The organism is Streptomyces sp. NPDC056480, from assembly GCF_042795405.1.
GTDB lineage: Bacteria > Actinomycetota > Actinomycetes > Streptomycetales > Streptomycetaceae > Streptomyces.
The window spans coordinates 1-7162 of the sequence record NZ_JBHTSA010000208.1 but is presented as its reverse complement, the minus strand read 5'-3'; the positions used below and the strand labels follow the sequence as shown (position 1 = coordinate 7162).

The 7162-nt window shown below is 72.4% G+C and carries 10 protein-coding genes; 5 read left to right on the top strand and 5 right to left on the bottom strand.

From position 1 onward, the window contains the following. Window positions 1-47: 47 nt before the first annotated feature. On the bottom strand, window positions 48-797 hold the full coding sequence (locus tag ACFQ79_RS39665) for a class I SAM-dependent methyltransferase (protein WP_383593027.1): 750 nt from the start codon (window positions 795-797) through the stop codon (window positions 48-50). A 94-nt stretch (window positions 798-891) separates the two neighbouring features. On the opposite strand from ACFQ79_RS39665, the gene ACFQ79_RS39660 reads away from it, so the two are divergent. Then, entirely contained in the window at window positions 892-1521 is a 630-nt protein-coding gene (locus tag ACFQ79_RS39660; RefSeq protein WP_383593024.1) for a CGNR zinc finger domain-containing protein, read from the top strand. Here the strand turns inward: ACFQ79_RS39660 and sodX are convergent. After that, window positions 1425-1901: a nickel-type superoxide dismutase maturation protease gene (gene sodX / locus ACFQ79_RS39655; protein ID WP_383593021.1), complete on the bottom strand. Its 477-nt coding sequence runs from the start codon at window positions 1899-1901 to the stop codon at window positions 1425-1427. The genes ACFQ79_RS39660 and sodX overlap by 97 nt on opposite strands. Window positions 1902-2044: 143 nt before the next feature. On the opposite strand from sodX, the gene sodN reads away from it, so the two are divergent. After that, window positions 2045-2440, top strand: coding sequence for a superoxide dismutase, Ni (gene sodN / locus ACFQ79_RS39650; RefSeq protein ID WP_030320908.1), 396 nt, complete (start codon window positions 2045-2047; stop codon window positions 2438-2440). A 100-nt stretch (window positions 2441-2540) separates the two neighbouring features. Next, window positions 2541-2927: a VOC family protein gene (locus tag ACFQ79_RS39645; protein WP_355957403.1), complete on the top strand. Its 387-nt coding sequence runs from the start codon at window positions 2541-2543 to the stop codon at window positions 2925-2927. A 3-nt stretch (window positions 2928-2930) separates the two neighbouring features. On the opposite strand, the gene ACFQ79_RS39640 is transcribed toward ACFQ79_RS39645, so the two are convergent. Then, the gene (locus tag ACFQ79_RS39640; RefSeq protein ID WP_383593018.1) at window positions 2931-3566 is read right to left on the bottom strand and encodes a hypothetical protein; all 636 of its coding nucleotides are present in this window, start codon (window positions 3564-3566) and stop codon (window positions 2931-2933) included. Between the two features lie 31 nt (window positions 3567-3597). Here ACFQ79_RS39640 and ACFQ79_RS39635 point away from each other — a divergent pair, with 31 nt between their 5' ends. After that, the gene (locus ACFQ79_RS39635; protein WP_383593015.1) at window positions 3598-4785 is read left to right on the top strand and encodes a hypothetical protein; all 1188 of its coding nucleotides are present in this window, start codon (window positions 3598-3600) and stop codon (window positions 4783-4785) included. 50 nt (window positions 4786-4835) lie between these two features. Here the strand turns inward: ACFQ79_RS39635 and ACFQ79_RS39630 are convergent, their stop codons facing one another. Together ACFQ79_RS39630 and ACFQ79_RS39625 are read right to left on the bottom strand one after the other, a co-directional pair. Further along, window positions 4836-5312 (bottom strand): GNAT family N-acetyltransferase, encoded by a 477-nt coding sequence (locus ACFQ79_RS39630; RefSeq protein ID WP_383593012.1) that lies wholly within the window; start codon window positions 5310-5312, stop codon window positions 4836-4838. Further along, entirely contained in the window at window positions 5309-6277 is a 969-nt protein-coding gene (locus ACFQ79_RS39625) for a LysR substrate-binding domain-containing protein (protein WP_383593009.1), read from the bottom strand. Before ACFQ79_RS39625 ends, ACFQ79_RS39630 begins: the two co-directional genes overlap by 4 nt. A gap of 186 nt (window positions 6278-6463) precedes the next feature. On the opposite strand from ACFQ79_RS39625, the gene snpA reads away from it, so the two are divergent. Continuing rightward, on the top strand, window positions 6464-7120 hold the full coding sequence (gene snpA / locus ACFQ79_RS39620; RefSeq protein ID WP_383593006.1) for a snapalysin: 657 nt from the start codon (window positions 6464-6466) through the stop codon (window positions 7118-7120). Window positions 7121-7162 lie beyond the last annotated feature (42 nt).

The following is a 7162-nucleotide window of genomic DNA, read 5'->3' as shown; positions in this document are numbered from 1 at the left end:
GGGCGGTACGGGAGGACCCGTACCGCCCCTTCCCGCATCCGCGCCGCTTACTTCACGGCGAGGAGCAGGGTGTCGGAGGGCGAGGCCCAGACGGTCCTGGCCTCGCCGAATCCGGCGGCGAGGAGGGTGTCGGCGTGCCAGCGCGGGGAGGGCATGTCGCCGTCGGCGTGCTCGCCGTAGATCTCGAAGCGGCGGGCGGTGGGCTCGGCGAGGACGGGGTCCTTGGCGGCGAGCGCCCACCACTCGGCCCAGTCCAGGGCGCCGCCTGTCCTGGCGCGGTCCATGACGGCGTGACGCTGGGCGCGCTCGGCGGCGTTGATCCGGGGGGTGCTCGTGTCGATCATGTGGTCGGCGTTCATGAAGACGCCGTCGGCGCGGACGAGACCGGCGAGGCGGCCGTAGAGGGCCGCCAGGGGCTCGCTGTGGAGCCAGTGGAGCGCGGTGGCGGTGAGGACGGCGTCGTACGACTCATGGGGCAGCCCGGCGGCCCAGTCGGGGTCCTTGAGGTCGGCGGTCACGAAGGTGACGCGCTCGTCGCCGGCGAAGTGGCCCTCGGCGATGGCGAGGAGGGCCGGGTCGAGATCGACACCGGTACTGGTCGCCTCCGGGAACCTCTTGAGGAGCCGATCCGTGATACTTCCCGTACCGCACGCGAGGTCGAGGACGCGGGGCTTCGGTCCCACCAAGGCCTCGACCATGTCGAGCATCACCCGGAAGCGCTCTTCACGGTCCGGCATGTACCACTCCTGCTGACGGTCCCAGCTCTGCTGCCAGGCCGCCCAGTCGGTTCCGGTCATCGCCGTTCCTCCCCCTCTTTGTAATACCCTCTAAGGGTAAACAGTTGTTACCCCTTCCGACCGAGACACTAGCCCGCCGCAGTAAGGACTACAAGTGGAACTGGCCCATTACTCGGATTTCGCCGTACGTCTGGTCAACACCGAGGAGCCGGCGCGCGGCAAGGACTCCCTCACCTCCGTCGAGGTGATCAGGGAACTCTTCGGCGCGGCCTCGCAGATGGCGCGGCGGGTCACGGAGGCCGACCTGCCCCGCTTCCGTGCGGTGAGGACCCGGCTGCGGGCGGTCTTCGCCCTGGCCGACGAGGGCGACCACACGGGGGCCGTCGACCTCCTGAACTCGCTCCTCCTGGAGTTCCCGGTCAGTCCCCAGATCTCCGGCCACGACATCCTCGACGAGAACGGCCGCCCCCGGTGGCACATGCACCTCGCCGACCACTCCTCGAACGCGACCACGGGATACGCCGCGATCTGCGCGATGGGACTGGCCTTCCACCTGACGGAGTTCGGCGCCGACCGGCTCGGCCTCTGCCAGGCGCCGCCCTGCCGCAACGCCTACCTGGACACGTCGACCAACCGCTCCCGGCGCTACTGCTCCGACCGCTGCGCGACCCGCGCCAACGTGGCCGCCTACCGGGCCCGCAAGCGCCTGGAGGCCGACCGGACGGACCGGACGGGCCTCACCGCCGAGAACAGCCAGGAGAGCGTCACCCCCAGCGACCGCTGACGCCCCGGCGTCACCGGCCGGTAGCGCGCCCGCACCCGCCCGAGAACCAGCTCGGGCGGTACGGCCCCGAAGACCCGGCTGTCGCCCTCGGCGTCCGGGTTGTCGCCGAGCACCCACCAGCCGCCGTCACGTCGCTCGATCAGCCGCTTCACGATGAGCAGATCCTGCTGGAGCGGATGCCGCACCACGGCCACGCACCCCGGCCGCAGACGGCCGCCGTAGTGCACGAGCAGCTGATCCCCGTGGAGCAGCGTGGGCACCATGGACACCCCCGTCACCTCGGCGACACCGAACGGAGCCCCGGCCTCCGCCGCTCGCTCCCGCCCCGGTTCCCTCATCGGCATCGCCCGCTCCGCCCGCCGCTCCACACCCGCATCCACCCACACATCCGCTCGTTCACTCGTACACGAGTCCCATGCCGACCCTGGACTTTTGACCTAAGCCCCAGGGGGCGCCCGCGAAATCGCCCTTCTCACCGAGTAATGTCCCACCTGAGAAGACGATCACGAGGAAGGACGGCTCAATGCTCTCCCGCCTGTTTGCCCCCAAGGTGAAGGTCAGCGCCCACTGCGACCTCCCGTGCGGCGTGTACGACCCGGCCCAGGCCCGCATCGAGGCCGAGTCGGTCAAGGCTGTCCAGGAGAAGTACCAGGCGAACGAGGACGCGCACTTCCGCGCCCGCGCCACGGTCATCAAGGAGCAGCGCGCGGAGCTCGCCAAGCACCACGTCTCGGTGCTCTGGAGCGACTACTTCAAGGCCCCGCACTTCGAGAAGTACCCCGAGCTCAACCAGCTGGTCAACGACACCCTGAAGGCCCTCTCGGCCGCCAAGGCGTCGACGGACCCGAAGACGGGCGAGAAGGCGCTGGAGCTCATCGCCGAGATCGACCGCATTTTCTGGGAGACGAAGAAGGCCTGACCTTCTTCCTCCGTTCCGAAGGGGTACGACTGCCTGGCGGTCGTACCCCTTCGGACTTTCCCGCCGCAATACCGACGTTCCTACAGAAGGGTGATGCTCCATGCGCGTCAAGGCGTTCGACCACCTGGTACTCAATGTGACCGACGTCGACAGGGCGCTCGCGTTCTACACCGGGCCCCTGGGCCTCGCGGGCGAGCGGGTCGAGGAATGGCGGGCCGGGAAGGTGTCGTTCCCGTCCGTGCGGATCGACGAGAGCACCGTCATCGACCTCTTCTCGCGCCCGCGCGGCGAGTCCAACGTCGATCACATATGCCTCGTCGTGGACCCGCTCGACTGGCAGGAGGTCCTCGACGCCGGAACCTTCGACGTCATCGAGGGCCCCGTCCCCCGCTGGGGCGCCCGCGGTTCGGCCCAGTCGGTCTACGTCAGGGACCCGGACGGCAACACGGTCGAGCTGCGCTGGTACCCGCAGGACGTCACGGAGTAGGGCCTACCGCCACTCCGTCGGCGCCGGCAGCCCCAGGGCCCGGGCCAGTGCGTCGGCCACCGCGGTCGCGTGGCCGGGGACGTACCGGTCCGTCCACTCGGTGGCCAGCCGGTGGAAGTCGGCCAGGTCGCGTTCCGCCTCGGCCAGCAGGCGCCGCAGGTCGGTGGCGGGGAGCTCGATGACCGGGCTGTCGGCCCGGTCCACGTCGACGGTCAGCCGCACCGCGTCGCCGACGCGCTCCGCGAGCGGCGAGGGGCCGTGGCCGAAGCCGGCCCACCCGTCCCCGTCCAGGACCTCGAACCAGTCGAGCCGCTCGTCCAGCCCGTTGCAGCAGCCGGGCAGGAACGTGACACCGGTCGCGGTGTCGGTGACCCGCAGCCCCCCGGGCGCGAAGAGGCCCTCCACGGTCAGCAGTCCGTGGAGGAAGCCGCCCAGCGGATCGGCCGGGCGCGGCGGATGGTCCTCGTCCGCCGGATCGACGTCGTTGCACTCGGCGACGCGCATCACCGCCGTACCGACCTCCGCCGCGCCGAGCCGGCCGCTGAGCGGCAGGAAGGCGTACGCCCCCGGGTCCACGACCGGCCAGAGGTCGAAGTCGCGCGTGCCGAGGATCTCCAGGACGGGATGAAGAACGATCACCCTACGAGTGTGCGTCACTAGGCTTCCTGGCATGACCACGCCCCACCCGCCCTCCTCCGCGTCCGCTCCGAGCCCGCCGCCCGCTCCGGCCTCCCCGCCCCCGCGGCTGACCGCCGAGGAGGCCCGCGCTCTCCTGCGCCTGCTCCCGGCCGAGATCGGGCCCGGTCTCAGCGAGGCGGAACTCGACGCGGTCGAGGAGCAGTTCGGGTTCCGGTTCGCGGCGGACCACCGGGTGTTCCTCGCCGCGGGGCTGCCCCTCGGGTCGCCGCACTGGCCCGACTGGCGCGGCGGCGACCCCGACGACCTGGCCGACCGGCTCGCCGGGCCCGCGGACGGCCTTCTCTTCGACGTGGAGCACAACGGCTTCTGGCATCCCGCCTGGGGCCCCAGGCCCTCCCGGGTCGCCGAGGCGCTGCGCCTCGCGCGGGCCGAGCTGACGAGCGTCCCCCCGCTGGTCCCCCTCTACAGCCACCGCTACCTGCCCGGCACGCCGGGCGACTGGGGGCACCCCGTGCTGTCCGTCGTCCAGACCGACATCATCGTCTACGGGAACGACCTCGCCGACTACGTCCGGCACGAGTTCACCGGCCGGGCGAGCAGCGCCCCCGCCCGTACGACCGTCGACTTCTGGGCGTACTTCGTCAGCGGCGGTCCCGGCATCGACGTCACCGCCCCCACGCCGTACGTCCCCTACGCCGTCACCCCGGGGGAGGCCGTCGAGTGCCTCCGGATGCTGGCCGTCGAGCGGCTCGTCGGGCGTCGGCCCTCGCCGGAGCAGCTGATCGAGGCGGGCCTCGGCGCGCTGCTGCTCGACGTCGAGGCGGAGTCCCTTCCGCTGCTCGCCGGTCTGACCCGGCACGAGCACGAACGCGCCGAAGAGCTCTTCGAGCGGGTTCTCGGCGAGCTGGGTCTTGTCGGCACCCTGCCCTCGGACGACTCCGACCTGCCCTGGGAGGCCGCCCGGTGGGAGCTGGTGCGCTGGTGGCTGCGGCTGATCGTGAACGGGAGTCTGGCCCCCGGGGCCGGGGGCGACCTCGTCACGTACGAGGGCTGGCACGCCCTGGCCCGGCCGTCGGCGCTGCGGCCGCTGGTCGACGCGACGGATGCCTCCTACGACTGGGCGGCCGCCCGGGACGGGACGCGCGAGCAGCTCGTCGCGGCGATCGTCGCCGAGTCCGAGCGGCTGCTCGCCGGACCCTGGCCGCCGCCCCGCGGCTGAGCCCCCAGGTCCTGCTGAGCCCCGCGGTCCTCCTGAGCCCCGCGGACCGCCTACGCCTCCGCGCGGAGGCTGTAGCGGTGCTTCTCCTTCGAGGTTGCGCCCAGCCGGTCGTAGAAGCGGATCGCGCCCTCGTTCCACGCGGGGGTCTGCCACTGGATCTCCGCGAGCCCGAGCCGGCCCGCCTCCGCGCGGACCGCCGCCATCAGGAGCGGGCCCAGGCCGTGGCCCCGGGAGCTCTCCGTGAGGTAGAGGCAGTCCATGTGGAGGTACTCCGTGCCGTCCCAGGTGGAGACCTCCGGGGCACAGCTCGCGTAGCCCGCGAGGGTTCCGTCGGGGAGGGCGGCGACCAGGCAGCGGAGGCGGGGCGGCTCGGTGCCGAAGAGGAGGCCGGTGAGCCGGTCCGCGAGGCCGGGGGCCGGGGGCGCCGCCTTCTCGTACGCCGCGTGCTCGGCGATGAGTTCCACGACCCGCGGCAGGTCCTCGGGACGGGCGGGTCGGACCAGTGCCTGTGCCGGGTGTTCGCTCATGCCGTCATCATGCACGGTCCCACCGACAGCGTCGCCGCCGTCCCCTGGCGCCGAAGCCACTCGCGGTACGGGGCGGCCCTGAGGGCCACCTCCCGGTAGGCCGCCGCGAGTTCCGCGTACAGCGTGTCCAGGGGCGCCCCGGGGCGCGCGTACAGCAGGAGCCGCACGGCCAGCGGGTCGCCGCGCAGCGGGCGGACGGCCATGTCCTCGCGCGGGACGGAGGTCGGCTGGCAGGGGGCGACGGCCTCGCCGAGGACGATGAGGGAGGCGGCCGTGTGGTAGTCGCCGTGCAGCAGCGGCGGGTCGATGCCGGCGGCGTCCAGGACCCGGCGGAGGCCGTCCCATTCGCCGTCCACGGTGGGGTCGACCATCCAGTGGTCGCCCGCCAGGTCGGCGAGGTCCACCACGGGCCGGGCGGCGGCGGGATGGTCACGGGCCAGGGAGACGAACTGCGGCTCGCGGGCGACCAGGACCCGCTCCCTGAGGCCCTCGGGCACCCGTAACGGGCAGCCCTCCACCTCGTGCACGAAGGCCACGTCGAGCTGCCCCGCGGCGACGCTCCGCAGCAGCGCGTTGGCGGAGACGTCCATCCGCAGGCCGATGTCGGTGCCGGGCAGCCGCTGGCGGAGGCGGCGCAGCCAGCCCGGGAGCGCCCGGCTCGCGGTGGAGCCGACGCGGAGCCCGAGTCCGTCGGTGCGGGCGGCGGCGGCCCGGGTCTCGGTGACGAGCGCCGCCATGTCGGCGACGAGCGGGCGGGCCCGGCTGAGCAGGGAGCGGCCGAGCGGGGTGGGTCGGCAGCCGGTGCGGCCGCGGGAGAAGAGTTCGGCGCCCAGGGAGTTCTCGATGCGGCGCAGCTGGGTGGTCAACGACGGCTGGCTCATGCCCAGTTGGCGGGCCGCCTTGTGCAGGCTGCCCGTGTCCGCGATGGCGCAGAGCGCGCGCAGGTGTCTCACCTCCAGCTCCATGCCCCGAGGGTAGGGCGGCTCCCTGACTCGCACCAGATACCCGGAACCCCTCAATCACCTTTGATTTCAAGGGAGTTGAGGGTGTTTCCACCAGGTGATGCGGTGATGCTATCGCCGGTTGACATCATCCCCACGCGCCCCGGCTCCCCCGAGACTCTCTCCCATCCCCTACAGGAGGAGCCCCCCATGCGTCACCCCAAGGTCCTCACCTCTGTCCTGGCCACGGCCCTCGGCCTCGGTCTCGCCGCCTCCCTCGGTGCGGCCCCGGCCGTGGCCGCGAGCGCCCCCACCGGCGTCCCGGCCGCCGGCAACACCGCCGTGGCGTACGCCGGTTCGGCCGAGGAGGCGAAGGCCAACCAGGCCTTCTTCGACGCCGTCGTGAAGTCGGTGGCGAAGAAGCGGGCCGCCGCTCCCGGCGCGGCCGCCGTCACCGTGGTCTACAGCGCGTCCAACGCGCCGAGCTTCCGCAGCCAGATCTCCCGCTCGGCGCAGATATGGAACAGCTCGGTGGTGAACGTCCGGCTCGTCGAGGGCAGCAACCCGGACTTCCGCTACTACGAGGGCAACGACTCCCGCGGCTCGTACGCGAGCACCGACGGCCACGGCGGCGGTTACATCTTCCTCGACTACCGGCAGAACCAGCAGTACAACTCCACCCGTGTGACCGCCCACGAGACGGGGCACGTCCTCGGGCTGCCGGACCACTACAGCGGTCCGTGCAGCGAGCTGATGTCGGGCGGCGGCCCCGGCACGTCCTGCCAGAACGCCCAGCCGAACGCCCAGGAGCGGTCCCGCGTCGACCAGTTGTGGCGCTTCGGCCTCGCCTCCGCGTTCAAGAACTGAGCACGCGGGAAGCGAGAAGCGGCGGCGCCCCCTCCCCGGGGC